A 25,610-nucleotide genomic window follows, 5' to 3' on the forward strand; every position below is an offset into this window, starting at 1 on the left:
GAACGGAGAGTGGGCCGGCAACGCGATGCACTGCCGGGAGCAAGGCGGCCGTCCGGGACGGCCACTGCCCGGCCTCAGCCCGTGCGTCTTGCTACTTCGTACCGCCGCCCGGCTGCTCACCTGCCGTGTAAGCATAGGCATAGGTGTAGTCTGAAGCGCCATAGCGGCCGCCATTCCTGAGCGGCACGGCATTGATCACACCGCCGATCAGGCGCGCGCGTGCACGGCGCAACTTTTTGAGCGATTCGGCAATGTCGCGTTCGGTATGCGCGCCCGAGCGCATCACCAATACCGTCGAACCGGCGATGTTCGCGATGATCGCGGCGTCCGCCGCCGCGAGCAGGGGCGGCGTATCGACGATCACCAGATCGAATTGCTGCTCGAAGCGTGCGAGGACTTCGGTAAAGCGGGTCGAGGTGAGAATTTCCGAGGGGTTGGGCGGATACGCCCCTGCGGCGATGAAGTGCAGTCCGTCGACACCTGTGGGCCGCGCCACGACCTCGAGGTCGATCTGCCCGGTCAACAGTTCAGTGAGGCCGCCATTCGGTGCGCGCCCGAGGTATTGCGCGAGCCGGCCGCGGCGCAAGTCTGCATCGATCAGCAGCACGCGCCTGCCCGTCTCGGCGAGCAGGGCGGCGAGGTTCGCACACAGGAAGCTCTTGCCGTCGGATGGGGCAGGGCTGGTAAATGCCACGACGCGGTTGGGGGCGTCGATCAGCCCAAACTGCAGCGTCGCACGCAGACCGCGCAGACCTTCTACGGCCGTGTCGAACGGATTCGTCTTGGCCAGCAATGGCCGCACCGGTTTGTGCATGACCGGCATGACGGTCTGCGTGCCGACCGTCGCCGTTGCCGCCGCAGCGGTCGCCGCCGCTGCTGTCGCGCTCACGCCGAAGCGGGCGGCGGTGCCCGGCAGTGCGGCGGGGGTGTGGTTCGCGGAGAGCCGGTCGTTGCGTGCCTGTTCGGCGCTATAGGAGATCGAGCCGAAGATGGGCATCTGAAAACGGCGCTCGATAAACTCCGGATCGGCCACGCCCGTGAAGAAGGTCCGGCGGCAGAAGGCGAACAGCACGCCCGCGATGATGCCGAGTGCCGTTCCCGCGGAAATGATCAAGGCGGATTTCGGACGCACCGGCGAAGAGGGCAGTAGCGCTTCGTCAATGATGTGCACGTTGCCGATCGTGCCGGCGCGGGTGATCGACAGTTCCTGAATCTTGTTGAGCAGTGCGACGTAGATGTCTTCGGCTACCTTGGCATCGCGCTGCAGTGACATCGCTTCGCGCTCGGAACGCGGCAGGGTCTTGAAGTGATCGTCAAAGCGATCCTTTTGCTGCTGCATCGAGGCCAGTTGCGAGTCGAGCGTCTGCACTTCGAGACTGTCGGGCGTAAAGCGTGTCAGCAGTTCGGCGCGCGTGACGCGCATCGCGGCAATGGCTTTCTCGTATTCGAGTCCACCCGAGAGGTAGACCGACGCCTCCACGGTTGGCTGGAACGAGCCGCTACGTGACTGATATTCCGAGAGTGCGGTTTCGGCGCGCTGTACTTCGGCACGCAGGCGCGGCATTTCACTGTTCAGGAAATTGAGCATCCGGCTCGCTTCTTCCTGAGCGCGCGCCTGGCGATGCCTCAGATACGATTGCGCGACGGCGTTCGTAATCGCCGTGATCGCATGCGGGTCCGGGCCCATGAACGACAGTTGCACGATGCCGGTGTCGTGTCCCTTTTCCATCACCTGCAAGCCACCCGCCAGTCCAGTGACCGCGTCGAGTTGAGGGAAGCGCATCACGTAGAATTCGGTGTCGGGGCGGGCAACGAGGGTCGTGACGTCGATCGATATGCCGCTGCCGGTGGCGCGCCGTCCCGCGACGCCCGTCAGGAGCAGCTTGCCGTACTGATCGAAGAGCTGATAGCGCCCGGCGCCGAGCGCGCGCAACGTGAGTGTGGCCCCCTCGAGCGGGGCCGGCACGGAGATGGAATCCACCGCAAATTCCTCGCCTCCCCATGCATAGGCGCCCATGCCGAACAGCGCGCCGAGCGGATGCCCATCACGGGCAAATAGCGAGGTAATCCGGCTGAGGTAGGGCATGGTCCGCGGCCACGCACCGAAGTTCAGCTTGAATTGCTCGACGACCGGTTCGACGACGGCGCGGCTTTTGATAATTTCAATTTCGGCATCGGTATGCACGCCGCCCGAGGGCATGAGCGAGGCCAGTGCGGGCGAACTCGAACCGACGTTGCCCGCGCCTGAATCGACCTGGATCAGCGCATCGGCAGAATAGATCGGCGTGGAGATTTTGGCGTAAACCGTCGCAGCCAGAATCACTGCAGCAGCGATGCCGATGACCCACCAGATCTGCTCGATGATCATCCGGCCCAGGTCCCGCATTACGGCATCCTCTTCGCCGCCGGGCGCCACCGTGGCTTCAATCGTGTCATAGGTACTCATGTGTCACTCCGTTGCGCGGCATCAGGGCGTCAGTTCAATTCTTTGTAGAAGAAAAGCGTATTCAGAGCCGGTGAAATGGTGTCTAGCAACCGGTTGAAGCGCGCCGAATTGGCGACCTGGACATAGACGACGTCCTTCGGCTGCAACTCGAACTTTGTCATCAGCAGCACGGCGTCCACCTGGGTCATGTCCAGCCGGAAAATCTCCGGATTGAGCGCTTTCTCCGCGGCTACCTTGTCCGTGCCTGTCGGAACCATGCCGCGTATCACATAGATGAGACGCGGATCGGCTGACTTCACTTCGAGGCTGCCCGCGCCGGTAATGGCGTCGGCGAGGGTCAGGCGGCCACGGTTCATGGGTAGGGAGGTAGGCTTGCCTACTTCGCCCAGCACGAACACGCGGCTATTGGAGCGGTCCGGCACGTCGATGATGTCGCCGTCCTCCAGCAGGACGTTTTGTTGCTTTTCGCCGGTTTCGAGCAGTGCGGCTACGTCGATGGTATGGCGCGTGCCGTCGCGCGTTACCCCGACGTTCTGCAGATCCGCGTCGACCAGCGCCCCGCCGGCCCGGTTAATCGCATCGAGGATGGTGAGCGGAAGGTCGGTAATCGATTCCGCTTCAGGCGTGCGGACGTTGCCCGTTACCTGCACCGATTGGCTGTTGAAACCCGACACGCGGACGTCGAGCTGCGGATTGCGGATCGTTTTAGAGAGTGCCTGTGTCAGCTGCTGCTGGACCTGCTCGGCTGTCTTGCCGAGAACCTTGATCCGGCCGACGCGTGGGAAAAAGATCGTGCCATCGTTTGCGACCCGCACCACCATGCCGCCTTCAACGCCACCGGATGCCGCCGCTGCGCCTGCGGAACCGCCTGCACCGATGGATCCGCCTCCCGCGCTGGTGCCGCCGGCGCCCTGCAGTTGCGGCAACGGTGGCGCTCCTCCCGCCAGGCCGGCGCCGCCAGTCAGCTCCGGATGGTCCCAGACGATGACGGTCAGTTGATCGTTAATGCCGATCCTGTAGGTGTAATTCGCGCGGCTCGTCTTGTCGAGACAAGTAAGCGGACAGGGCGGCACCACCTGGGCTGCCCGCACTTTTCTAAAGTAATCGATATCGATCGGCACGACCGGGTAGGTTGGCGCAGCCACTTCCGGCTGCGCAGTCTGGTCGAGACGCGCCGAGTCGAGATAGGGCCCCGGCGCCAGCGAACAGGCGCATAGCGATGCGGTCACCAGGCCGGCGAGCAGTGTTCTGGTCTTCATGATATTTATGGTCCTTGCGTTACAAGATGCGCCTGAGGTCTTCAGCGCATCGCCGCCCGCCATGCCCCGTGCATGGCACATAGGCCAACCCACCACTTGCGCAGCGCAAGCGCCAGACTTTCACCGTTGAACGCCAGCGTGATCGCGCGCACGAGCCCCGGGTCCGCGCGATTTCCGATCAACGTCGCATAGGTGACGAATGCCCACCGCCCCGATGTCGACAGGTGCTCGCACATGATGAGACGCAGATTGAACGACGCGTTGTAAAAGGCGGCAGCGTTGAAGACTTGCCGCTGGTCTTCGTCGCCGCGCGGCGCCGGATAATGCTCGACGAGCAGCGTCGGGTCATACACCAGCTTCCAGCCGCGGCGCCCCACGTCGAGACTGAAGGCCATTTCGCAATGCACCTGGGCGCCGCTGCCGCGCAGGCGCGGATCGAAACGCAGCGTGCCGATGGCTGCACGGCGAAACGCCATGTTGACGGCCTTCAGCACATCGACTTCGCGCGCCGCGCCATGGCCGATGTGATGGTTGCCGATCGCGCGTCCAAACCACTGCACGCGCCCGACCACCGCCTTTTCTCCTTGCAGGATGCGGCCGTGCTCATGCACCACGTCGCGCCCGCCGAGACCGCCGAGCGCGGGATCGCATTCGAAAGCACGCTCGATGCGCTCGATCCAGTCCGGATGGGGGGCGGCGTCATCGTCGGTGAAGCAGACGATTTCCCCCGTCGCGCTGTCGATGCCGCGGTTGTATGCCGCCACCACACCCGGCGTGCTCACCTGGGCGATCCGCAAGCGCGCGTCGGGATGCTGCGCCGAGCGGCTCGCGAGCCACTCATGTGTTGGCCGGTCGTCGTCGCGCACGATCACGACCACTTCGTCGGCGCGCCGCTGCTGAGCGTCGAGCGCTGCGAGGCAGCGGGCAAGATCGGCAGTACGGCGGTAGGTCGGCACGATCACCGAGACGTTCACAATCGCATCCCCGAAGAACTGAATCAATACGCATTGCGGCCGACGAAGCCTCTGAAGATCGTGATCATCACGATCCGCATGTCGAACCAGAACGACCAGTTGTGGATATAAAAGAGGTCGAACTTCACCCGCGTTTCCATCTTCTCGACCTTCGTCGTGGTTCCGCGGTATCCGTTCACTTGTGCCCAGCCCGTAATGCCCGGCTTGATGCGATAGCGATACATGTAGCCGTACACCTGATCCTTGTAGAGATCGTCATGTTCGATCGCATGCGGGCGCGGACCGACGACCGACATCTGTCCAAGCAACACGTTGAAGAACTGCGGCAGCTCGTCGAGACTCGTCCGGCGCATGAGTGCGCCCACTTTCGTCACGCGTGCGTCCACTCGGGCCGCCGGCGTGACGAGACCTGGCGTCTCGCGATGCACCGTCATCGAACGGAACTTGTAAATGCGAAAGGGATGCCCGTCGACCCCCTTGCGCTCCTGCGTGAAGAACACTGGTCCTGGCGAAGTCAACTTGATCGCGGCGGCGAGCAGGGCGAAAACAGGGGCAAGCGCAATTAGCGCGACGAGCGAAAAGAGCCGGTCGAAGATCAGCTTGGGCCACATCTGCACCGGCGAAATGGGCGTCGCGCTGAGGTTGATGGTCGCGATGCCGAACACCTCGCCCAGCGCGTGATTGAACAGCGACAGGCTGCGCACGTCGGGAATGAAACGCAGATTAACGAAGTCGTGCTGGAAGGCGCGCTTGAAGCGGTAAATCGTGTGTTCCTCGGAAAGCGGCAGCGCGAGCCACACTTCGCTGATGTGCTCGTTGCGTACTTTGGCGACGAACGTGTCGAGGTCGGTCAGGACCGGCAACTGGCCGACCTCGGCGCGTTCGTCGAAAATGCCGAGCGTTTGTGCGTTCGTATCGAACAGGCACGCGGGCTTGAAGCCGGCTTGCGGGGTGCGTTCGAGGTGTGCAATCAACATCCGCGAGAAGCCGGGCGCCCCGACAATGGCCACGGTGCGAGCATTCAGACCGCGGCGGCGCGCCATGCGCAGGCCCAGATGGGCCGCGAACTTGGTGGCGACGATCAGCGCCCCGGATATCAATGTCGAATAGCCGAACCAGAGACGCGACAGGGCGTCCATCCGGTGCAGGGTGAAAGCCAGCACGAGACTGGTCGCGGCAACCGCGAGCCAGGCCATGACGACGCGCCCGAGCATGGCGGGCAGTGGCTTGCCGCGCCATGTTTCGTAAAAGCCGAAGACCGGGAACAGCAACAGCACCAGCACGCAATTGAATGCGATCAGGAGCCGCTCGTTGTCCGCGAGCTGATATCCCGCCGGGAAGCGCATCGCATGGGCGATCAGCGCTCCCGCAATGACGTACAGTGCGTCGAGGCAGCGTGCCGTGTTCTTGAACATGGTCTCGCTCTAGCTGACCGCTTCTGCCTGGTGAAGGCGCGGCAGCAAGCGGTCGAATTCGCGCTTCACGAGTCCGTAGCATTCGCACGCCCGCGCTTCCAGACCTTTGCGGTCGAGCACGCGAATGTGGCCGCGGCTATGGTGAATCAGACCGTCGCTGTGCAACTTTCCCGCCGCTTCCGTGACGCCCTCGCGGCGCACGCCCAGCATGTCGGCGATCAACTGCTGGGTGACCGTCAGTTCATCCGAGGCGACGCGGTCCAGTTCGATCAGGAGCCAGCGGCACAACTGCCGGTTCAGCGAATGATGCCGGTTGCACGCAGCAGTCTGTGCGACCTGGGTGAGAAGCGCGTGCATGTAGAGCATCATCAGACGGCGGATGAAGTCGGAGCGCGCGAAATGTTGCTTGAGGGCTTGCGCTGTCATCCGGTATGCGAAGCCGGCGCTTTGCACCTGCACGCGGTTCGGCATGGTCTCACCGCCGGTCAGGACCGGCACGCCGGTCATGCCTTCGCGGCCGACTGCGGCAATCTCGACCGAGCCGCCGTCTTCCATGGTGTAGAGCATGGAGATGATGGCAGTCGTCGGAAAATAGACATGGTGAATGCGCTGTCCCGAATCGCACAACAGTTGTTCGGTACGCAGGTGAACCAGTTCGAGATGGGGGGCCAGCGCCTGCCACTCATGGGAAGGCAATGCACCGAGCAAATGATTGCCGTGCAGATCTGATTGAAGGGTCAACATGATCGGTCCTCGCGTGAAGCCGCTTGTGACGCGACTCCTTGTTTTTTGATCCGGTGCTGCATCCTTGCTATCTACCGCCTGGCGAGCGGTCAGGAGTGCGCAGTACCAGCCCCGTATGGCCTCGCGGGCTGCGCAGTGTTTTCTCTGTCTGCAGCACGCTGTTTGTTGCGCTCGTCATTTAGCGAGGAGCGTGCCAGTAGCAGTGGAAGTGAGCACTGGTGCGGCGCAACGAACACGGTCCTGTTGCCTGACGAGGCAAAACGTGCGTTTTTGTTTCAAATATGTACATGGGCAGCCGCCGGCCGGGCCTGCCGGCGAGTGCTTTTTGTTTGATCTAAGTATTTGATCCAATTGAGTTAACGTCTCTTTTGAGGGTGCCCGGATGGGGTCTTCTCAAGACTGAGACGCCCGCTGGCGCGTGATCGCACGGTGGCGACGCAAGTGAGGCAAAAATGATTCAGATGTGTTCCAGCTGCTTGGTGCGGCAACGCACCGAACGGCTTTCTGATAAGCGAACCGGTTCGCCGGTGCGGGCGGTGCAGGTAGCCGCAGACTGTGCGGAAAATGAATGGTGGCGGGCGTCTTGACATTTTGAGCCGCTCAATAGCGGGGCTCAGCGATAGAAGTGCGGCGCGCTTGCATTGATCGCACGCACCTCGCCCTCCGGTGCAGCGCTTGTATCGTTCTCGTTGAGTGGCACCAGACCGATGGTGATGGGCCGGTTGGGCGGCAGGTGGAACCAGTCGTCGCGGGCGCGGTAGTGCGCATCGGCAATGTGCACGAAGCGGGCGAAGCGGCGTGCTTCGATCACCAGTTCCCAGCCGTCAGAGGTGGCTTGCGGCGTAACGCTCAGCCCGAGATCATGCCGCTCGAGGGCCTGTCGCTCAGGCAGATGAAAGGCTTCCGAACGGATCTTCCCACTTGTTGGGTCGCGCAGCGTCGCGATGGTGACGTCGTGCGCACGCGGACCAAAGCGGTACGCACAGGTGAAGTCGAAGAACTGTCCGAGGCACTCGGCTGCCGCCACCCGCTGGGTGCTGTGCGGCGCCAGTTCGACCGCGCGGCGTGCCGACGCTGCGACGAGCGCGCCGTCACGCAAGCAGACAAGCTCGAGCTGCATGGGTAATGCGGCGGCTGTCTCATTGATGAGATGGAGGTCGAGGCCGTTCAGGCCTTCGTCGGTGATGACGACCTGGACGGGTTGCAACGTGCGCGCGAGCGCCTGCCAGGCGCTTTTGGGACGCCCCAGCGCATCGATAAGCCCCCAGCCGGCGCCTGCACGCAGGTCCTGAAACTGCCACACGAGGCCGCCGCCGCAGGGCGAGCCGTCGCGGCGCCATTCGGCGAAGACGTCGCTCATCAGTTCGGCGACCACCGCGCGCGACAGGTCGAGATAGCGCTGTGGATCTTCATAGCGCACGCGAGCGGGGTCGATGCCGTAGAGGGTGCGCAGGTAATGGTCGCGGACGTCGTCGAAGTCCCAGCCCGCGCCGGGGTCGCGCGGCACCGCGGCTTTCCAGCGCGGATCGTGGGTATGCATGGTGCCAAGGGCTTCGTGCAGCGTGGCGTCGTCGGGCACGTTGGCAAACGCAAGACACTCGGCTGCGAAGCGCACCTGCGAGCGGCGCACGTCGTCGAGCGGACGCTGATACGCGCCGACCCCGTAGTAGTGCGTGATGCCGGTGCGGGTCGAGAACGGCCAGACGCCACCGGACGGCGAATTGCTCACGTAAGGCACATCGGGCCGCTCGCGCTCGACGATCGCGGGCAACTGTTGCGTAAAGAGCGGCTGTTCCCGCAGCGACGGCGGCAGGCCGAACATGCCGGCCTGTTGATCGACTTCGCTGCCGCCACAGAGTACCGCGAGCGAGGCGAAGCGCCGCGTGCGGGCGAGGAACTGAGCCGCCTCGCGGGCGACAGACGCGCTGAAGCCCTCATCGCTCGGGTAGTCGAAGTTGGCGAAGGCGAAGTCTTGCCAGATCAGGATTCCGTATTTATCCGCCAGCCGGTAGAAGCCGTCGGACTCGTAGACCATGGTGCCGCCCACGCGCAGCATGTTCATGCCTGCGTCGCGTGCGAGTGAAAACGCTTGCGCCAGTTGTGCGGGCGTGCCGGTGAGCGTCGCCAGATCGGCGCTGGTCCAGCAGGCGCCCCGGCAAAAGACCGGCGTGCCGTTCACACGTAGCGCGAAACCTTCGCCGTCGGCGCCGCGCTCGACCTCGATGGTGCGAAAGCCCACGGGGCCAAGCTCGAATGTCTGGTCCGCCAGTTCGAGCCCGATTGCGTGCAGGTGTGGCTCGCCATGCGTGTGAGGCCACCAGCGCGCGACATTGGGCACCCGCAACATGCCGCTCAGTGTGTACGCATCGCTCCAGTGAAGAGACGTTTGAACCTCGGCGCATTTCAACAACCCGGGCGTGTCTGCAGGCTGGGGATGAATAAAGGTAAATGTTGCGCAGACGATACCGTCGTTACCGTCGATCTGCGTTTTCAGGTCGATGGTATCGAAGGCATTGGGGGCGTCGCCGAGCAGCTCCACAGGGCGCCACGGGCCGACGGCCTGCAGTGGAGGACACCAGCCCTGCATATGGCCGAGCAGGGTAGTACGCAGATTGCGAAGGGTCGGCGGCGTGACGAGGCGCGGCCGCCAGCGAGCCCGTGAGCGGCGGGCGGCGAGCGCCGGCGCGAGCGAACGGAAACATAGTGTAAGCGTGGCTGCGCCATGCAGTTCGAAGGCGACGTCGTGGGTGACGAACATCGAGTCCGAGGTGAGGATCTTGCGTTCGTCGATCCAGACCTCGGCAAGCGTCGCGAGACCATGCAGACGCAGCCGTTGCAGCCCGTCGCCAGCAAGCGTGCGACAGTACCAGTGATCGTCGAAGGCGAACGGCGGCGGCTGGTTGGCATCGAGCCTGCCAGCCGCGCGCCAGGCACTGGCAACGGTGCCCGGCACCTGCGCGGGCAGCCAGCCGAAGCCGGGCAAGCCGGCGGGCGACGCACAGGCGCCGGCTGCCGTCGTCACGCATTGCCAGCCGCTGTCGAGCGAACGCGGCCAGACGCTGAGTGAAGGTGTTGCTTCGCACACGGCGAACTCCGCCGCGTCGCGCGGCTCTCCTTCAGGCCCGTCATTCAGCAAGGCAAGCATGGCTTTTTTTCGTTGGTGCTACGTCAAAGCGGCTACGTCACAGCGCGATTGCGGCAAGCGGCGGCACGGTGTTCTCGTAAGCGGCTTCGAGAACGTCGAAGCAGTCGTCGCAGGTGTCACGCCGGCCGCGCGCTACGGCGCGCACGAGGCGGAACTGCATGACCATGGCTTCCGAGGCGATCTTGTGCGCCGCGACCGGAATCGCTTCAGGAATCTCGAACCCTTGCGCGCTCAACCAACGCAAATACTTCGACAGGAACTCGAAGTTTGCACCGAGTTGCCGCATCAGGTTGAACGAGTACGGATGAAAGAACGCCTCGCCGCGTTCGAGCAGGGTGTCGAGGTGGGCGGGAAATGCCGCGCGCCATTGCGAAATGGGATTGCGCAGCGGCCGGCGCTCGAGGTGCGCGCACAGCAGTTCTGCGGAGGCTTCCGCGAGGGCCGTTCCTTCCAGTGCCGGCCTGAGTTGTTTGGCGAATTCGGCGTACGGGAACAGCAGGTCGGGCCGGTTGGCGAATTGCGGCAGCTTGCGGAACACGCCGTCGTAGTCTTCGCCCTCCAGCGTGTGATAGCCCGTGTTGTGGAAATAGCCGAGGCGCTTGCCGGCAGGATCGACAAAGTCGATGCCGATACTCGTCTTCGGATGCTCGCGGTGGTAGGACGTTGCGCGCGTGTTCGGCAGATAGTAGCCGTCGACTTCGACGAGCACCGTATGACCGCGCTGCGTCTGTGCGAGAACCCGGTCTTCGAGCGAGTCGTAGATCGCCAGTTCCTGCACCTGCGTGCCGTACAGGCGTTCGAGGTCTTCGAGCGGAAACTTGAAGAAGGTGAACTGGTCGCCCTCGAAGTCCTGCGTCACCGTGAAGCCGAACGCCGCGCGCGGTTCGAGGCCGAAGCCGTGCAGCAGTTCGATCCACAGATCGATATAGCAGTTGGTCTCCTGCCACACGCGCTCGCCCTGATGCAGCGCATGCGACGCGTGAATCCGGGTGGGGTAGCCACAGCCCGCGCCGGGCGAGCCGGGGCAGCCAGCTGCAGGCGGCAGCGGCGTGGCGGCGGGCAGGGCAGAGGGCGTGGTCAGGCCATTCCAGACGGTCGTGAGCGGTGGGTTCATGCGCTCGCTCCGCCAAGACCCTGGGCGATGCGCGCTTTGGTATCGCCCCATAGCAAGGCGCGAACTTCGTCGGGCCACGCGTTCACATCGAAGCCGTGATGACGGAACAGCGCGAGCGTGATGCGTTCCATGCCGAAGCCGACGCAGCCGGTATGCGCGACCGAGCCGTCGTCGCACTCGATCTTCCAGATCGCCCCGAAATGATCCATGTGATAGTTGAACGACAGGCACGCGGTCTTGCTTGCCGCGTTCGCCACGGGAATCAGCAGTTCGAACTTCAGCGCCTGGGCACGCTGGCTGTCCGCGATGATCTTGCCGCCGCGGCCAAAGAAAGGATCGTTGGCGAGATCGACGTCGACCGGCAGAGCCAGCAACGTGACGAGCAGCGAGCCGCGCTCGATCCACATCTGGCGGAATGCCATGACCTGTTGGGCGTTGCCGAGGCGCACGTATTCGCGCTGCCGGAACATCTGCATGCGGGCCGGATCCAGTGACGGTTCATGCCGGAAACAATACGACAGCACGTCGATCGTGCGGCCTGTCGCGGGAAGCGGACCGCGCCGCGCCATGACGGGATAGATCGGATAGCAGGCGGCCGGCGTCAGCACCAGTCTGGTCGGCGCCTGCTGCGACATCCACGCGTCGTCGCGGTCGTCGTCGCGATCGGCCATCGCCTCGTCGAGGCAGCGCAACAGGCGCTGCTGGCCCGCATCGTTGCCGCAGAACGAGTGGATCGTACCGGCCAGATTCGGGAAGCTCTTCAGGTATTCGCTATCCTCGAAGTCGGTCCGGCGCATCGCGGGCGGGAAGCGCAGCACTTCGGGCTGCTGGTCCGCGCCAAGATGCGTGATCGCGACGTTCAGGCGTTCCACAATGTCTTCGAAGACCTGGCTGCGGCCGTACAGGCCGTTTTCGCCGGTGTCGATCAGAATGCCGTGCGCGAGCAGTTCGTCGCGAAAGGTCGGTTCGACGGGCGCGTCGTCAGGACGCGCTGCCGCTAGCGCCGCAGTGTCGGTCATCGTGTTCATCTCAGGCTCTCCCCGGTGCGGCCGGCCGCTGCGCCAGCAGCAGGCTTGCAGTGTTTTGGGCGATACGGTCGTTGTTGATCATCAACGGCGCCGAGTGCAGATCGCGCAGATGGCGTCCCACGCTATATTCCGTGCCGTTCTTGTAGCCGGCCATGCCGCAGATCATCAGCACTTCCTGGACCACCAGCAGCGCGGTCGACGAAATGCTGGTTTTCAGCGTGTTCATGTCCGAGGCGAAACCCAGCAGGGCCGACAACGGGGCATCCGCCTGACAGCCGCCGTGTTTGCTCAGATGCGCAACGCGCGCCGCATCGAGCGCGACGGACAGGCGTGCCTGCATCATCTGCAGCAAGCCCACGGCCTCGGCCAGACGCAAACCTGCGGGCGGCACTGAACCGGGTTTGGCGCGCGCCTGGGCCCGGAAGAAGGCCTTGGCGCGATTCACCGCATCGGTGGCGATGCCGGTCCACACCGAGGCCCACAGCGTGTGCGAGACCGGCAGCATGGTCTGGTCGGCGATCTCGGCGAAGGGTGTCGGCAGGATCTGTTCGGCGAGTCCCGTGGCGACGAGCCGGAAGCCCTCGCTGCAGGTGCCGCGCATGCCCATCGAATCCCAGCCGCCGCGCTTTTCCAGCAGCGTGTCCTCCCGCAGTGCGACGATCAGCACCTGATCGGCCGCGGCCGATTCCGCCGTGCGCCGCGCCGTGACCAGAATGCCGTCGGCGTGCGCGCCGTAGGAAATCGTCGGCGCCAGTTTTTCGATGCGGAAGCGCTCTGCGTCGAGTTCGACCGCGCACGCGCTGGTGCGCATGTTGCCGCCGATCGTTTCTTCGGAGGTTGCCGACGCCAGCAGCCATTGGTGCTCGACAAGCTGCCTGAGCAGGTTGCATTGCCACGGCGAGCCGCTGCCGTGCTCCTCGATGCAGGCCACCTGGATCTGGTGCATCGCATACACCATCGCGGTCGATGCGCACCCCTGGGCCAGGATTTCGCAGATCGCGGCGATATCCGCCAATGACAGGCCCGCGCCGCCGTAGCTCGCCGGCACCATGGCGGAGAGCAGACGCTCGCGCCGCAGCGCGTCGAATGCCTCAGTGGGAAAACGCGCGTCCCGGTCGACCGAATCGGCGTATTGCGCGGCGATCTGGGCCACGCTGCGAGCGGCCGCGCGCCAGCCGGAATCGAGTTCGACGGCGACCAGCGGGGCGCTGTCAAGGGCCTCGCCCGTCGCGCCGCCGGGCGCGACGGACTCTTGCAGCAGAGGGGCAATCATGCTGCCGCCTTCGCCTGCTGCAACTCGCTGACTGCGGCGGCGAGCGAGTCGATGCTGGAGAACAGCCGCCGGGTAAGCATCCGGTCCGGGATCTCGATGCCGAATTCGTCTTCGATCGCGAGCATCAGATGCACGGTCGCCAGCGACGACAGGCCCGCTGCGTAGAGATCGGCGTCGTCCGCCAAGGTGTCCGGCGGTACGTCAAGGCGTGCCGATTCGGAAAGAATGCGTCGCAGTGCTGTTTTCATGAAGAGGGGCTCCCTCGAGGAGAAGTCGCTAAGCAGCATTGAGTCAGTCCCGCCGCGTCGGTGCTGACGCGACCTTTGCGTTGCCGACGGCTTGGGCCGCTACCGGTTCGGACGCTTAGCGCCCGAGGGCCGGTTGTTCGTATTTAACGGATTGCTGCTCGGCATCGTCGGTGCGGTGCCGCACTGAAATGCCAGGGTCGGCGGCGTAACGTGTCCCCATCGCAACGGGTGCGCCCCGTCAAGAAAAAATTCCTGAAGGAAGACGTGATGAACTGGAAAACGCTTGAGTTCGAGCAGTTCACGGCGCGTGAGTTGTATCTGATCATGCGTGCACGCAGTGCGGTGTTCGTTGTCGAACAGGGTCATGTATGTCTCGATGCCGATGGGCATGACGAAAGTGCGTTGCATGTGTTTGCGGTGGAAGACATGTCGAAGCCCATGCCGGTGCTTGCCTACGCGCGTCTTCAGCCGGGGGATGCGGAAGACCCGGATGTGGTGATCGACAAGGTGTTGACGAGCCCCGCGCGGCGCGGCGACGGCACAGCTGAGATGCTGATCGAGCGGGCGCTGCGTGAGATTGCGCAGCATTGGCCCGGACGAGCGATGCGGGTCACGGCCCCCATCGGACTGAAGTGCTTTTACGAACAGTTCGGCTTTCGTAAAACGGAGGGACCGTTTCTCGAGCATGGCATGCCGTTCATTGGCCTCACGCGCCAGCAGCGCGGCGGCACGGAGATGTCCACCAGTCTGCGCCGCACGCGCGGCGGGCTGACCGTGGTGAATACATTCGAACTACTTTGACGGCGCGACAGGTCTGCGTGCGCAGCCCGTGAACCGCGCCGGCGAGGACCGAGGCCATCCAGCGCATGCTTACGTGCGGGCTGCGGCCGGTAGCGGCGCGCTGAAGTCACATTGCCGGGGGCAACTGTATGCTGATCACACCTTCGATGTCGGCGGCGCGTGCTCTGCGCGCGCGCGCCGACAACACGGCGGTGCCCGCCGAGGCGCCGCCGCAAGCGCGCGAGCCGGCGACGGGCCGGCCGAAGCTGCGGCTGGCCGCGGCTTCGCGGCCGGGCATGCACAAGCCGCTACGGCTGCCGCTGATGCTGTTCGGCACCACGCTGTTGCTGCTGATCGCCCATCAGGGACGGCTCGTCGAACTCTTCTTCCCCTTGGCCTCATTCCTCGTGGCGGCGTACTTCTATCGGTCCTCTCCGGCGCACTATCTGAGCTTTGTATTCTGGCTGTTCTTTCTTTCGCCGGAAGTGCGGCGGCTTGCCGATTTCGTGAACGGTTCATTCAATCCGAAAAGCCTGGTGATGATCGCGCCGATGCTCGCGGTGACGCTGTCCGGTGTTTCGCTCATCACGGAGTACCGCGCGTTCGGTCAACGCCGTACCGCCCCGCTGGTCCTCATCATGGTCGGGCTGTTTTATTCCTTCTTTGTCGGGATGGTGCAGGTCGGGCCGGCTGCTGCGGGGTTCACGCTGATCGGCTGGCTGTTCCCCGTGCTGGTGGCGTTCCGCATGGTCGTCACCTGGCGGGATTACCCGGTGTATCACCGGGTGCTGCTCAAGACGTTCGTGTTTGGCGGTCTTGTGATGGGAATATACGGCGTGATCCAGTACGTCTCGCCACCGCCTTGGGATGCCTTCTGGTTGATTGCTTCGGAAATGGCGTCGGAGGGGACTCCTGTGCCGTACGGAATGCGGGTTTGCAGCACGCTGAACTCCAGCGGACCGTTTTCCACGGTGATGATGGCGGTGTTGCTCATGTCAATGGCGGCGCGCGGCAGGACTCGTATTGCGACGGGCGTCGTCGGAATTCCAGCCTTGCTGTTCAGTTCGGTGCGTAGCGCGTGGGGCGGCTCGATCATCGGACTGTTGTATCCGCTTGCCATGCTAGATAGCAAAAACCGGGCTCGGCTGATTGGCGGCGTGCTGGGTTTCGCGTTGCTGGTGTCCCCGTTGACGATGATCGAGCAAGTCGCCGAGCCGCTGACGCACCGGTTCGATTCGATCATGAATGTGGGCAGCGATAACAGCTACCAGGTCAGAGCGGCCTTTTACCAGAACTTCATGGCTTCCGCCTTGACGGATATCGCCGGCCAAGGGCTTGGCGCGACGGGGGCAGGCACCAAACTGTCGACCGACGACACGCAGCAGCTCGGGGTGGTGTTCGACAGCGGCTTCATGGAGGTGCCGTATGTGCTGGGATGGCCCGGTACCTTCCTGTACACAACAGGCGTTTTGACACTCCTGTGGCGCGCTTTCGCGGCAAGCCGCCGGCGTCCTGCGGACAGCTTTGGCGTTGCCGGTGTCGGCGTAGCCTTCGCTTTGTTCGCGATGATGGTGTTCATCAACACGATCATCTCGTTGTCCGGAATGTTTTTCTTTGTCGGAGTGATGCTGCCGGTGATTGGCCTGCGCCATGCAAGGGAGTCCGGCAAGGAGGCCAAGGCGCCATCGACACGGCAGAGGGGAGAGGGGCGATGAGCGAAGACGGTATGCGCATTCTGATTGTGACGCACGTTGTCGCGCGAAACGACGGCCAGGGGCGCGTCAATTACGAAATTGCCCGTGCTGCGCTAGCGGCGGGGCACTGTGTGACCTTGCTGGCATCGCGCGTGGCGCCGGACTTGCTGGACGATCCGCGGGTGCGCTTCGTGCAGATTGCGGTCAGCCGGCTGCCGACGAGACTCCTGCAACATCAGATTTTCGCGTGGCGCAGCGGGCTGTGGATTCGCGCGAACCGGAACGAATTCGACGTCGTGCATGTGAACGGGTTCATCAGCTGGGCACGGGCGGACGTCAACGCGGTGCACTTCGTCCATGATGGCTGGTATCGCTGCGGCTTCTATCCGTTTGCGTTCTTCCGTAGCCTCTATGAAGCGTATCAGGTCGCGTATACACGGCTCAACGCTCACTGCGAGAAATGGGCGTTCCAGCACAGCGAGGTGATCGTGCCGGTGTCGGAAAAGGTAGCCGGCGAAGTGCGCTCGCTTGGCATTGACCGGGCCCGGTTGCAGGTCATCCACAATGGGGTCGACGTCGACGAATTTGCTCCGGGTGCTTCAGAGCGTGCGCGTTTCGGTTTGCCGGATGCGCCGTTTCTGTTGTTGTTCGCGGGCGATCTGCGGGTCTCGCGCAAGAACCTCGACACCGTGTTGCGTGCCCTTGCAATGACGCCTCGCCATGTTCATCTGGTGGTGGCCGGGATTTTGCGCAACAGTCCCTATCCGGCCACGGTAGCGGCGCTTGGCCTCGCCGATCGTGTGCATTTCACCGATCTGGTCAAAGACATGCCGGCGCTGATGCGCTCGGTCGATGCGTTCGTGTTCCCGTCCCGCTATGAAGCGATGAGCCTTGTGCTGCTCGAAGCACTGGCTGCCGCGTTGCCGGTTATCACTGCGAAAACTTCGGGTGGGGCCGAAGTGATCGGGTCCGATTGTGGCGTCGTACTCGACAATCCGGACGATGTACTCGGTCTTGCCGATGCGATCGAACGTGTCGCCGGCGATCGCGTTCAAGCCCGCAGGATGGGCAAAGCCGCACGTGCACTGGCCCGAACCCTGGGGTGGGACACGATGGCGCAGCGCTACCTGTCGCTGTACGAAGGGATCTGCATGCGCCGCGGGGTCCAGCGTGACGCCGTGGCGCAGGTGGAACTATCGGCCGAATCATGAGCGAACGGATCGATTCACTGCAGATCGGCATGCACTGGTTTGGCGAAAGACCGGGCGGCCTCGATCGAATGTTCATGGCACTCGTCCAGTCGCTGCCGGCGCAGGGCGTCAGCGTGCGCGGACTGGTGGCCGGCAGCCCGGACGTCGTCGCGGCTTCGGGCGGCTCGGTGCAGTCGTTTGCAACGACAGAGTCGCGTCTTGCCACCCGCCTGTGGGGTGCCCGCATGCGCTCGCGCAGCTTGGGCCGAATCCGCATGCCGGATGTGGTCGCGACACACTTCGCCCTTTACTCGGCGCCGACGGCGGGCGTCTTTCGCGGCGTGCCCAAGGTGGTGCATTTCCATGGGCCCTGGGCTCAGGAGTCAGGCTCCGAGGGCCGCGGCCGACTGTCGCGTGCGATACGTCATTCCCTCGAGCGGTTTGTCTATCGGGGCGGCACGCGGCACATCGTATTGTCGGAGGCATTCGGACAGATTCTTCAATCCGTGTATCGCGTCCCTGAGGAGCGGATTCGGGTCGTGCCGGGTTGTGTGGATGTGGACCGCTTCGACAGCGGAGTCACCCGGAGCGAGGCGCGCGAACGCCTGGGCCTGCCGCAGGATCGGCCGATGTTGTTTTGCGTGCGGCGCCTGGTGTCGCGGATGGGACTCGAGGATCTGATCGATGCGATGTTCGTCGTCAGGCAGTCTCTGCCGGACGTGCTGCTGACCATTGCCGGCAAGGGACCGCTGGCGCCTCAATTACAGGCGCGAATTCGTGCACGGGGACTGGAGCAGCATGTGCAGCTTGCTGGTTTTGTCGCGGACGAGGTTCTGCCGCTGTGGTTTCGTGCCGCCGACATCACGGTGGTGCCCACCATCGCGCTCGAGGGTTTCGGGCTGGCCACGATCGAATCGCTTGCCTCCGGCACGCCGGTGCTCGTGACCCCGGTGGGTGGCCTGCCGGAAGTGGTGGCATCGTTATCGAGCGATCTGATCCTGCCGTCGGGCGGCTTCCATGCCATCGGCAGCGGTATCGCCGAGGCGCTGCTGGGACATCGCAAGTTGCCTGATGAAGCAGCGTGCCGCGCCTATGCGCGCGCGCGCTTCGACAATCCTGTGGTGGCGGCACAGGTCGCACGGGTGTATCGAGAGGCGATGGACGCTTTCTGAAAACGGACCGGGAGGCATCTCCATGAAAATCCTTCATCTCGCCAATCACGCGCGCAACATCGGCAACGGCATCGTCAACGTGATGGTGGACCTTGCCTGCACGCAAGCCGCTGCCGGTCACGAAGTCATGGTGGCTTCGTCTGGAGGCGAATTCGAGGTATTGCTTGCCAGATACGGGGTCCGCCATGTCTTTCTGCCGCAGTCGCCGAGGCCCTCGCGCGTTCCGGCGATGTTGCTGGGTTTCAGGCGGCTCGTTGCACAAAGCGATCCCGACATCATCCACGCGCACATGATGACGGGCGCGCTCATTGCCCGCTGCGCCGTGCTCCAGCGGCGCTACAGGCTGGTGACGACGGTGCATAACGAGTTCCAGCGCAGCGCGTTGTTGATGGGCGTAGGCGACCGCGTCGTCGGGGTCACGCGTGCCGTGGCGGCCTCGATGGCACAGCGGGGCGTGCCGGCGCAGCGTCTGTCGGTGGTGCGCAACGGGACGATCGGCACGCCGCGTTTTGCTGACACACCGTTGCCGGCAGCGCCGGGGTTGCAGCGGCCCAGCATCGCGACGCTGGCGGGCATGTACCGCCGCAAGGGCATCCAGGATCTGCTGCACGCGTTTGCACACCTGCGCGGCGGCCGGCCCGGTGCGACGCTCTACCTGATCGGCGATGGTCCCGACCGGGCAGAGATGGAGTCGCTCGCAGGCGAATTGGGCATTGCGCAGCATGTGCATTTCACGGGCTTTATCGCAGACCCGCGCCCCTATCTCGCCGAGACCGACGTGTTTGTGCTCGCCTCGCATGCCGAACCGGCGGGACTCGTGTTGTGCGAAGCACGCGAGGCCGGGTGCGCGATTGTCGCGACGCGTGTCGGCGGCATTCCGGAAATGCTCGATGACGGCGAAGCGGGTCTGCTCGTGCCGCCCGCGAGTCCGCTGGCGCTGGCCGATGCAATCGATATGCTGCTGGCCGACGAAAGCGCCCGCGCTACCCTTACCGCACGTGCGCAGCGGCACCTCGATACCTTCAGCGTGCAACGCATCTGCGACGCCTATCTGTCGATCTACGAGCAGACGATCGAGGCAGTCCTGCCAGGCAGGCTCGCTCAGAAAGCCGTTCGTGGCATCCATAACACGACGACACCATGAACATTCTGCTCTCCATTCATCACACGCTCGACCTCAGCGCCGGTGCACCGGGCGTGACCGGCAAGCTCGCAAAGGCGCTGCAGGAACGCGGGCACAATGTGCGCATCCTGTCTTTTGATGACGCGCCGATTAGCGACAGCATGGCGCTCACCATCCTGTTTCCGCTGTTCGTTCTGTTTCACGTCATGGCACACCCTGAGTACGACGTACTCGATATGTCGTCGTGCGACGGATGGCTCGTCAATTTCCTGCGGCGTGCGTTTGGCTGGCGGCCACGTCAGCTGTCGGTGACCCGAAGCCACGGTATGGAGCCGTATGTGCACACGCTGTTGCTGCAGCAACATCGTGCGGGAAAGGTCCAGAAGTCGTGGAAGTACCGTTTGTATCGCGGTAGTCTGCGTCTTTGGGAAAGCGCGAAGTCGTTCGAATGGGCCGATGTCGCGATGATGCTCAACGACACGGAATATGAATTCGCGCTGTCGCAACTGCATATTCCTCAAGATCGTGTTGTCCAGATCGACAACGGTGTCGACGAGACCTTCACGTCGGTGGCGCGGGCGGCTTTGAGCTCCCCCGCCGAGGTCGAAGGAGCGCCATTGCATCTCGCCTTCATCGGACGAGCCAATCGCTGGAAAGGCGTCGATACGCTGGCGCGAGCGGCGGGTTCATTGTTCGGCGCCAACCCGGAGCTCAAGCTGACGCTCTTCGGTACCGGCGAGCCGTCGGAAACCACGCTCGGACGATTTCCGGAGCCGATTCGCGGCCGTATCGAGGTGGTGCCTTCATTTCGCAACGCAGACTTGCCGGCGATGTTGGCGCACTGCCAGATTCTGGTGTTTCCGTCTCTGTATGAGGGCTTTCCACTGTCGCCGCTCGAAGCGATGGCCTGCGGTCTGGTGCCCGTCGCGTCGAATATCGGTGGCGTGCGGGCGTTCCTGCGCGACGGCGAGAACGGCATCATGGTGCCGCCAGGCGACGCTGATGCGCTTGTCGCTGCGGTGCAGTCGCTGATCGACGATCCGGTGCGCTGGTCGTTTCTGCGCCGTAAGGCACAGGAAACCGCCCTTCAATATTCGTGGAGTGTAATGGCCGCGCGCTTTGAGAGGCTTTACGTGACGCACAGGGCCCGCACTCGCGGCGCGCCGCAGGGTGGCTTGACTCAAGACTGATTCAAGCCTGATTCAAGGCCTGGCTTATCGCGGCATCCAGGCCTGTTAGCCAGACCCAGCTTCAGACCGTCTTGAACAGGACGGTGCGCAGATCCTTGGCGACGGCCAGCAGCGGCGCTCTCACCGGGTTGAAGCGGTAGGACCACTTCAAGCACATCTTTGCCCACGCCCACATGCGCCCGGAAAACTCGCTGGTACCATACAGAACCGAGCGGGCCGCGAGGTAGTCGCGCGTGGCGCGATAGCGCTGCGCGCCGGCCTGCAGGCGAGCCTGCCACGGAGTCCCGGCCGCAGACGCTGCGAGCATCTCAAAGCAGTCACTGTAGTTCTGCGCGAGCATCGCGGCCTGCTGGTACGTCGACGACCCGGGCGCACCCGAACGGCCAATGGCCATGCCGAGTGAGCCAGTCGTCGCGCCACAGGCGTTCGCACCGTGCTGACGATAGAGCACCAGCGGCTTGTTGATGAAACATACCCGGCCAACCGTATCCGCGATCGTCGACACCCAGCGGTCGTGCGCAGCTTCGTAGGCGGGGTTGTTTGCATCGGGGAAGCGCGGGTGCTGCAACAGCAGCCCGAGCAACGCGGCATTGAAGGTGATGCAGAGGCCGGAAAAATAGCCCATCGGCGGCAGACGCTGCGGACCGGGCCCGCGGCGCACGTGGCAGGCGATCGCCGCTCCTGGAATCGGTTGGAGGTCCGCATCGACGATCTGCACGCGATGGACGATCATCGACACATCGCCGTGTGCCTCGCCGCTCACGTGTTCCAGCTTGTCCTTGAGCCATACATCGTCCTGGTCGCAGAAAGCAATCCAGTCGCCTTTGCACAGCGAAGCTGCATGCAGGAAGTTGTCTGCGAAATTCAGACGCCTGGTATTCCGATGTATGTGTACGGGGAAGGGCGCATGCACGGCGAAGGCTTCGACGATGGCGAGCGTCTCGTCGGTTGAACCGTCGTCGGTGACGACGAGTTCGTAGGGCAGCACGGTCTGAGCGGCGAGACTTTTGAGTTGCTGCTGAATGTACGGCGAACCGTTGTAGGTGGCCATTGCAATGGAAATTCGCATGACAGTCTATCCCGTGAAAAGAACGGTTCAGGCGCGGGCCGCGGCGCCTATGCGCGCCGCCACCGGTACTGAAGGATTGAGGAGAGTGCACGCTGGATGCGTGCCCGAGCCGCCGGTTCGGCCCGCATGGCCCATCCGAGCGCCGCGCCGCACAGCACGATCCAGGCAGCGATGCCCGCGAGCGACGGCCAGGGAAACAGCAGCGTCGCAGCAAAGGCCGCGCTCACCAGCAGCGCCGGTGCGAGCAGATTCTGCGTCAGTTGCGAACCGAAGCGCGCGGCCCAGAAGAGCAGAATCGCGTCGACGGCGCAGCGCGTGCTCCAGGCGAGTGCCGCGCCCAGCAGGCCGAAGCGATGCACGGTCCACCATAGCAAGGCAATGAACGGCAACAGTTCAAGCGCGTGAAAGCGCGCAACGATGTCGGGACGGCCGATCGCTTGCAGGTGGCTGTACGGAATCGATGCCAGCGAGTTGATCCAGACCCCCAGCAGGATCGCCTCGCCAACCGACATTGCCCGTACTGCGAAGGCGTGGCCCGTCCATAGTTCGAGGAAGGGTTGCATCAGGAAAATGCCGAACACGATCAGCGGCGTCATGACGGCGGCAAGACCGCGTACCGCCCGCGTAGAGAGCTCGGTTGCATCCTGGATCCCGAGCGCGGACAAGCGCGGGAACAGGGTGCGTGTCAGGACGCCGGGCAGAATGCGCACGCGTACCGCGAGATTGAATGGCACCTGATACCAGGCCACCGCCTGTGGCCCGAGCACGCTGCCAATCAAAAGCCGGTCTGCGGTTTCCAGCAGCGGACTGGCGAGATTCGTTACGGTGACCCAGGCGCCGTAGGAAAAGAGCGGTTTAACGAACGCGCGTCGCGGTCCGGCGGCGAAGCTTAGCGGAAACATCCGGCACACCACGACGGCCATCAGCAGCAAGGACGCTGCGCTGCCGAGAATGGCAGCCGAAATCACATACTGCAGGTCGGGTTTGAAGATGATCGCGCTCAGGAGCGGCACGATCTGAAAGATCAGCATGCCGGCGAACTGAACCGCATTGAGCGAGGCGAACTGCTCACGGCCGGTCAGCGCCCCGGCGAATACGCCGGAGATCGTCGCTAGCGGGACGGAACATGCGATCCACGGCAGGGCGGCGATAACTTCCTCGTGGATCCCGGGGGCGATATGAAACTGCTGGAACAGCAGGCGGCCGACGGCGAAGAGCAGGAGACCGCCGAGCACCCCGAATCCCGCGTTGAGCACGAGCGCGGTCCACAGGACCGATTCACGCTCGGCCGCGGAGCTTTTCGATAGCTGGGCGATCCGGTTCGAGGTTGCCGCGGACAGCCCGAGATCGAAATAGCCGAAGTAACCCTGCAGCATCCAGACGATCGCAAGCACGCCGTAGCGTGCGGCGCCGATGTGCGCGAGATAGAGCGGCACGGTGACCAGTGAGACGATCATTGGCAACGCACTTCCGAGGAAGTTGGCGATTGCATTTCGCTTCATGCTGGGCTTGGGGGTCATGGCGTGGCGCCTGGTCGCGATCCGGGGTGGCCGTCACAGCGGGGGGAGACAATGGTCGAAGCCTGATGGTGCGCGTGGGCGGCCCGCCAGGTCTGTGGCAAGCCGAACAAACCGGATGCAATGGCTGCGATCGCGGGCGGGCTGCGACGCTTCAAGTCTTCTGTACGCGCTGCAATGTGTTGCCGTGCGTACAGAAGCGCCGGGGCCGGTTTGGTTAAATCGCCACCATCATCTGCGGACCCTGGTGTGCGGCTCGCCGCTGCCGCATTGCCGCGGCGTTGCTGTACCGGCGCAGCAGACAGCTTCGGCCGTGTATCTCAATCGACTCTCGCCGCAGCATAAGGACTTCTCATGCGACCTGTGGTCTTCGACGACTGCTTTGGCTGGCTTCATCCGACGGGTGGGCATCAAGGCGTGGTCTTGTGCAATCCGTTTGGCTATGACGCGCTTTGCACCCATCGCGGCTGGCGCAGGCTGGCGGAGCGTATCGCCGCATCTGGAATGCCGGTGCTGCGATTCGATTATCCCGGCGCCGGAGATTCGTTGGGGAGTGAAGAAGAGCCGGACAGGGTGGAGGCATGCATCGAGAGCATCGTTGCGGCGGTACGTCATTTGCGGCAATCCACGGGCGTCACGCAGGTATCGCTTTGCGGCCTGCGTCTTGGCGCGACGCTCGCCGCGCTTGCGGCGCAACGCCTCGGCGATGTCGAAGGCCTGGTGCTGCTCTCACCAGCGGTGTCGGGGCGCAATTACGTACGTGAGTTGCGTGCCCATCGCCAGAGCTGGATGAGTACGCCCGCGGGCATGAGCGCCGAGCCGATTCCCGATTCGGCCGCCTACGTCGAAGCGTTTGGCTTCGGCCTGCACGGCGACGATATTGGGCGACTCGCCTCGATCGATCTGCTGGCCGACACGACTGCACCCGCACGACGTGTGCTGTTGCTCGACGCGAGTGACCGCAGCCGCGCTACCGCGCTCGTCGAGCACTATGGTTCCAACGGTGTGCCGGTGACGCGCCGCGCTTTCGACGAGGCGGACCGGTTCCTGATCGAGGCGCTTTATAGCGAAGAACCCATCGAGGCATTTTCCGCCGTTACGCAATGGCTCGGCGGGCAGCCGCCGCCCCGGGGGGCAGCGGAACCGATGACGCCGCCTCCTTGCGGCGCCGCGGCCTCGCTAGCGGAAGATGCACCGGCGTTGCGACTCGAGCAGCACGGCGCCGTCGAGCGGCCGGTCATTTTCGGCCCGTACTTCGGTATTTACTGCCAGCCCGACGTCCCGCGTGCTGGCGCTCCGGCGGTCTTGTTCTTCAACACCGGCGCCAGCCACCATATCGGCGACGGCCGTATCTTCGTTCTGTTCGCGCGGCAGCTAGCGGCACAGGGGATTGCTTCCCTGCGCATGGACCTCGGCGGCCTGGGCGACAGCACCCCGACCGCGCAGGCCGTCACGCTCGATACGATCTATTCGGAGCAGTCCTGCACCGATGCGATGGCAGGTGCGGACTGGCTGATATCCAATGGACACCCAGGCATCGTCACGTTCGGTGTGTGCGGCGGCGCGTTCGTCGGCTTGCACGCGTGCGCCGCCCATCCGCGTATCGTCGGCAGCTTTGGGGTGAACCTGCAGAAGTTCATCTGGGATGGCGAGGCGCGCACACCGGGGACCACCGGACTGGCTTCCACCCGGGTGTTGCGGCGTTCCGCTCTGAGTCTCGAGAAATGGAAGCGCGTGCTGCGGGGCGAATCGTCACTCACCCGTACCCTGCGAGGGCTCGCACAACGCGTGGGGCGCAGCATGCTTCTGCGCGTCGTCGAGCGGGTCGAAGGCGCGACGGGTCTGGTGCTGATGCCCAGCGAGGTGCAGCGGCTCCTGCAACGCGTGCATGCGAAAGGCGCAGAGGTACGCCTTGTCTACGGCGAGTACGACCTGGGTCTTGATGAACTCAAGATTCAGTTCGGTTCGACCTTGCGCGGTTTGCGCCGCTTTCCGCGCGTGCGCGCAGCGACCTTGCCGAAGCTCGACCATGCGCTCTTCACCGCCCAGTCGCGAGAGGCCGCGGTGGCCGATGCGCAGAACTGGCTCTTCGAACGCTTTGTCGCAACGCGGCCGCTAGCGTCGAGCAATGTGTGTCCACGAACAGATTCGAACGACGCTGTTCTGTTCCAATGATTCGCGGGTGGGTCGTCGCAGGCTCGATCGACGCCGGACCGGCTCCGGCCGCAT

19 protein-coding genes are annotated in these 25,610 nt (G+C 64.0%); 7 read left to right on the forward strand and 12 right to left on the reverse strand.

The window, feature by feature from the left end; genetic code table 11:
* Window positions 1-91 precede the first annotated feature (91 nt).
* The 10 genes from BLQ92_RS24885 to BLQ92_RS24930 form a co-directional block, all read right to left on the reverse strand.
* Window positions 92-2,446: a polysaccharide biosynthesis tyrosine autokinase gene (locus BLQ92_RS24885; RefSeq protein WP_090687630.1), complete on the reverse strand. Its 2,355-nt coding sequence runs from the start codon at window positions 2,444-2,446 to the stop codon at window positions 92-94.
* Between the two features lie 29 nt (window positions 2,447-2,475).
* The gene (locus tag BLQ92_RS24890) at window positions 2,476-3,705 is read right to left on the reverse strand and encodes a polysaccharide biosynthesis/export family protein (protein WP_090687634.1); all 1,230 of its coding nucleotides are present in this window, start codon (window positions 3,703-3,705) and stop codon (window positions 2,476-2,478) included.
* A 41-nt stretch (window positions 3,706-3,746) separates the two neighbouring features.
* On the reverse strand, window positions 3,747-4,679 hold the full coding sequence (locus tag BLQ92_RS24895; RefSeq protein ID WP_090687857.1) for a glycosyltransferase family 2 protein: 933 nt from the start codon (window positions 4,677-4,679) through the stop codon (window positions 3,747-3,749).
* Window positions 4,680-4,702: 23 nt separating this feature from the next.
* Entirely contained in the window at window positions 4,703-6,094 is a 1,392-nt protein-coding gene (locus tag BLQ92_RS24900) for an undecaprenyl-phosphate glucose phosphotransferase (RefSeq protein WP_090687639.1), read from the reverse strand.
* 9 nt (window positions 6,095-6,103) lie between these two features.
* Complete coding sequence (locus BLQ92_RS24905; RefSeq protein WP_090687642.1) at window positions 6,104-6,838, reverse strand: Crp/Fnr family transcriptional regulator; 735 nt, start codon at window positions 6,836-6,838, stop codon at window positions 6,104-6,106.
* 613 nt (window positions 6,839-7,451) lie between these two features.
* The gene (locus BLQ92_RS24910) at window positions 7,452-9,983 is read right to left on the reverse strand and encodes a glycosyl hydrolase 2 galactose-binding domain-containing protein (RefSeq protein ID WP_175772297.1); all 2,532 of its coding nucleotides are present in this window, start codon (window positions 9,981-9,983) and stop codon (window positions 7,452-7,454) included.
* A 37-nt stretch (window positions 9,984-10,020) separates the two neighbouring features.
* Complete coding sequence (locus tag BLQ92_RS24915) at window positions 10,021-11,097, reverse strand: DUF1839 family protein (RefSeq protein ID WP_090687645.1); 1,077 nt, start codon at window positions 11,095-11,097, stop codon at window positions 10,021-10,023.
* Window positions 11,094-12,125 (reverse strand): amino acid--[acyl-carrier-protein] ligase, encoded by a 1,032-nt coding sequence (locus tag BLQ92_RS24920; protein ID WP_090687648.1) that lies wholly within the window; start codon window positions 12,123-12,125, stop codon window positions 11,094-11,096. The genes BLQ92_RS24915 and BLQ92_RS24920 overlap by 4 nt, the downstream gene beginning before the upstream one ends.
* Before the next feature lies 1 nt (window position 12,126).
* Window positions 12,127-13,398, reverse strand: coding sequence for an acyl-CoA dehydrogenase family protein (locus BLQ92_RS24925; protein WP_090687651.1), 1,272 nt, complete (start codon window positions 13,396-13,398; stop codon window positions 12,127-12,129).
* The gene (locus BLQ92_RS24930) at window positions 13,395-13,646 is read right to left on the reverse strand and encodes an acyl carrier protein (protein WP_090687655.1); all 252 of its coding nucleotides are present in this window, start codon (window positions 13,644-13,646) and stop codon (window positions 13,395-13,397) included. The genes BLQ92_RS24925 and BLQ92_RS24930 overlap by 4 nt, the downstream gene beginning before the upstream one ends.
* Window positions 13,647-13,913: 267 nt before the next feature.
* Here BLQ92_RS24930 and BLQ92_RS24935 point away from each other — a divergent pair, with 267 nt between their 5' ends.
* The 6 genes from BLQ92_RS24935 to BLQ92_RS24960 all read left to right on the forward strand — a co-directional run bounded on the left by BLQ92_RS24935 (window position 13,914) and on the right by BLQ92_RS24960 (window position 20,795).
* Window positions 13,914-14,447 (forward strand): GNAT family N-acetyltransferase, encoded by a 534-nt coding sequence (locus BLQ92_RS24935; RefSeq protein ID WP_090687659.1) that lies wholly within the window; start codon window positions 13,914-13,916, stop codon window positions 14,445-14,447.
* Between the two features lie 128 nt (window positions 14,448-14,575).
* Window positions 14,576-16,141 (forward strand): O-antigen ligase family protein, encoded by a 1,566-nt coding sequence (locus tag BLQ92_RS24940; RefSeq protein ID WP_090687662.1) that lies wholly within the window; start codon window positions 14,576-14,578, stop codon window positions 16,139-16,141.
* An 11-nt stretch (window positions 16,142-16,152) separates the two neighbouring features.
* Window positions 16,153-17,331, forward strand: coding sequence for a glycosyltransferase family 4 protein (locus tag BLQ92_RS24945; RefSeq protein WP_090687864.1), 1,179 nt, complete (start codon window positions 16,153-16,155; stop codon window positions 17,329-17,331).
* Window positions 17,328-18,482, forward strand: a complete 1,155-nt coding sequence (locus BLQ92_RS24950; protein ID WP_090687666.1) for a glycosyltransferase family 4 protein — start codon at window positions 17,328-17,330, stop codon at window positions 18,480-18,482. Before BLQ92_RS24945 ends, BLQ92_RS24950 begins: the two co-directional genes overlap by 4 nt.
* Before the next feature lie 22 nt (window positions 18,483-18,504).
* Complete coding sequence (locus BLQ92_RS24955; protein ID WP_090687668.1) at window positions 18,505-19,626, forward strand: glycosyltransferase family 4 protein; 1,122 nt, start codon at window positions 18,505-18,507, stop codon at window positions 19,624-19,626.
* Window positions 19,623-20,795, forward strand: a complete 1,173-nt coding sequence (locus tag BLQ92_RS24960; RefSeq protein WP_090687672.1) for a glycosyltransferase family 4 protein — start codon at window positions 19,623-19,625, stop codon at window positions 20,793-20,795. Before BLQ92_RS24955 ends, BLQ92_RS24960 begins: the two co-directional genes overlap by 4 nt.
* Window positions 20,796-20,856: 61 nt before the next feature.
* Here BLQ92_RS24960 and BLQ92_RS24965 read toward each other — a convergent pair whose 3' ends face one another.
* Window positions 20,857-21,864, reverse strand: coding sequence for a glycosyltransferase family 2 protein (locus BLQ92_RS24965; protein ID WP_090687676.1), 1,008 nt, complete (start codon window positions 21,862-21,864; stop codon window positions 20,857-20,859).
* A gap of 47 nt (window positions 21,865-21,911) precedes the next feature.
* Window positions 21,912-23,384: a flippase gene (locus BLQ92_RS24970; protein ID WP_090687680.1), complete on the reverse strand. Its 1,473-nt coding sequence runs from the start codon at window positions 23,382-23,384 to the stop codon at window positions 21,912-21,914.
* A gap of 351 nt (window positions 23,385-23,735) precedes the next feature.
* Between BLQ92_RS24970 and BLQ92_RS24975 the strand changes: the two genes are divergently transcribed.
* Window positions 23,736-25,556: a serine aminopeptidase domain-containing protein gene (locus tag BLQ92_RS24975; RefSeq protein ID WP_090687684.1), complete on the forward strand. Its 1,821-nt coding sequence runs from the start codon at window positions 23,736-23,738 to the stop codon at window positions 25,554-25,556.
* Window positions 25,557-25,610: the final 54 nt, after the last annotated feature.

Source organism: Paraburkholderia phenazinium (assembly GCF_900100735.1).
Classification (GTDB): domain Bacteria; phylum Pseudomonadota; class Gammaproteobacteria; order Burkholderiales; family Burkholderiaceae; genus Paraburkholderia; species Paraburkholderia phenazinia.

Excerpts from the sequence above, each read along its gene's own strand:
- BLQ92_RS24885 (WP_090687630.1), bottom strand. The coding sequence starts at position 2,446 with ATGAGTACCTATGACACGATTGAAGCCACGGTGGCGCCCGGCGGCGAA.
- BLQ92_RS24890 (WP_090687634.1), bottom strand. The coding sequence starts at position 3,705 with ATGAAGACCAGAACACTGCTCGCCGGCCTGGTGACCGCATCGCTATGC.
- BLQ92_RS24900 (WP_090687639.1), bottom strand. The coding sequence starts at position 6,094 with ATGTTCAAGAACACGGCACGCTGCCTCGACGCACTGTACGTCATTGCG.
- BLQ92_RS24905 (WP_090687642.1), bottom strand. The coding sequence starts at position 6,838 with ATGTTGACCCTTCAATCAGATCTGCACGGCAATCATTTGCTCGGTGCA.
- BLQ92_RS24910 (WP_175772297.1), bottom strand. The coding sequence starts at position 9,983 with ATGCTTGCCTTGCTGAATGACGGGCCTGAAGGAGAGCCGCGCGACGCG.
- BLQ92_RS24915 (WP_090687645.1), bottom strand. The coding sequence starts at position 11,097 with ATGAACCCACCGCTCACGACCGTCTGGAATGGCCTGACCACGCCCTCT.
- BLQ92_RS24920 (WP_090687648.1), bottom strand. The coding sequence starts at position 12,125 with ATGAACACGATGACCGACACTGCGGCGCTAGCGGCAGCGCGTCCTGAC.
- BLQ92_RS24925 (WP_090687651.1), bottom strand. The coding sequence starts at position 13,398 with ATGATTGCCCCTCTGCTGCAAGAGTCCGTCGCGCCCGGCGGCGCGACG.
- BLQ92_RS24930 (WP_090687655.1), bottom strand. The coding sequence starts at position 13,646 with ATGAAAACAGCACTGCGACGCATTCTTTCCGAATCGGCACGCCTTGAC.
- BLQ92_RS24935 (WP_090687659.1), top strand. The coding sequence starts at position 13,914 with ATGAACTGGAAAACGCTTGAGTTCGAGCAGTTCACGGCGCGTGAGTTG.
- BLQ92_RS24940 (WP_090687662.1), top strand. The coding sequence starts at position 14,576 with ATGCTGATCACACCTTCGATGTCGGCGGCGCGTGCTCTGCGCGCGCGC.
- BLQ92_RS24945 (WP_090687864.1), top strand. The coding sequence starts at position 16,153 with ATGCGCATTCTGATTGTGACGCACGTTGTCGCGCGAAACGACGGCCAG.
- BLQ92_RS24950 (WP_090687666.1), top strand. The coding sequence starts at position 17,328 with ATGAGCGAACGGATCGATTCACTGCAGATCGGCATGCACTGGTTTGGC.
- BLQ92_RS24955 (WP_090687668.1), top strand. The coding sequence starts at position 18,505 with ATGAAAATCCTTCATCTCGCCAATCACGCGCGCAACATCGGCAACGGC.
- BLQ92_RS24960 (WP_090687672.1), top strand. The coding sequence starts at position 19,623 with ATGAACATTCTGCTCTCCATTCATCACACGCTCGACCTCAGCGCCGGT.
- BLQ92_RS24965 (WP_090687676.1), bottom strand. The coding sequence starts at position 21,864 with ATGCGAATTTCCATTGCAATGGCCACCTACAACGGTTCGCCGTACATT.
- BLQ92_RS24970 (WP_090687680.1), bottom strand. The coding sequence starts at position 23,384 with ATGACCCCCAAGCCCAGCATGAAGCGAAATGCAATCGCCAACTTCCTC.
- BLQ92_RS24975 (WP_090687684.1), top strand. The coding sequence starts at position 23,736 with ATGCGACCTGTGGTCTTCGACGACTGCTTTGGCTGGCTTCATCCGACG.